At 42.9% G+C, this 1,180-nt stretch carries 2 protein-coding genes; both read left to right on the forward strand.

The window, feature by feature from the left end; all coding sequences use genetic code 11:
• The coding region (locus MHN09_RS21275; RefSeq protein ID WP_275446612.1) for a helix-turn-helix domain-containing protein at nucleotides 1-450 on the forward strand (450 nt) is incomplete at its 5' end.
• A gap of 67 nt (nucleotides 451-517) precedes the next feature.
• On the forward strand, nucleotides 518-1,180 hold a 663-nt coding region (locus MHN09_RS21280), incomplete at its 3' end, for an HPP family protein (RefSeq protein ID WP_239220468.1).

Genomic DNA, 1,180 nt, shown 5'->3' on the forward strand with positions numbered 1-1,180 from the left:
GGCTATTTTGCAGAGAAAATGCGGCGAAGTCTGGGACTGCAAAAGTTGATACTGGCTAAAGAAGCAATTTATAAACTGACAGTTTATCACTGGCCGGGAAATGTAAGAGAGTTAGAGCACGTCATATCACGCGCAGCACTTTATGCTCGAGAGAAGAATCCAACCGGAAATACAATAATTGAGCCATCTGACATTACCGGTTTAACCGTGTCTTCAGACTCTTTAACAAGTAAAGACACAGATTCGTCCACCGTATATTTCGAGACCGATAGCCATACCGACTTACGGGAAGCAACAGATAAATTTCAACGTCAACTCATTATCAAGGCATTGCATCACGCAGAAAACAACTGGTCTAAGGCAGCCAGATCTCTGTCAATGGACCGTGCAAATCTTGTCCGACTGGCGAAGCGCCTTAATATCACCCTAGTGAAAAAGATAAGAACGTAGCTTTTCGTTCATAGAAATTATAGATATTGTCTATACGTTTCCTATATCTGACCTTACAAAGGAATATATGTTAAATAAGCTAAAACGGTTTTGGGGTTTTCAAAACAACGTAGTTGTATCAGAAAAAGTCGTTGCCACTATCGGTGGAATGCTCGCTATATTTTTATGCTTTTTTCTTACAACATGGTTGCTAGGCACGGAGGGAGCAGCAGCAATTTTACCATCCATGGGAGCGTCAACGGTCCTTCTTTTTGCTGTTCCTCATGGCCAGCTATCGACGCCATGGGCATTCTTCGCTGGGAATGTTCTTTCTGCTATTGTCGGCGTTACAAGTGCACAATACATTGAAAATCTCTTTATTGCCGCTCCGGTAGCAGTGTCGCTTTCGATATTTGTTATGCACCTATCCCGCTCACTACATCCTCCAGGTGGTGCTACCGCTTTGGCTGCTGTAATTGGTGGGTCTGCGATAACGGATTTAAGTTATTGGTACGTGCTTACTCCAACTATTATCAACTGCATGATTCTGTTTGCTGTTGCGATACTGTTCAACAATCTTTTTCACTGGAGGCGTTACCCGCAAAGTCTTATGCGATATAAGGGGATAGGCTATAACCCTGACACGAGACGCATAAAAATGCGACATATCCATGAGGCAATCAACCGGTCAGAATTGGTTATTGATGCCAGTGACGAGCAAATTAAACATATCATTGACTTAGCTGATACG

The organism is Alteromonas sp. MmMcT2-5 (assembly GCF_022348315.1).
GTDB lineage: Bacteria > Pseudomonadota > Gammaproteobacteria > Enterobacterales > Alteromonadaceae > Alteromonas > Alteromonas macleodii.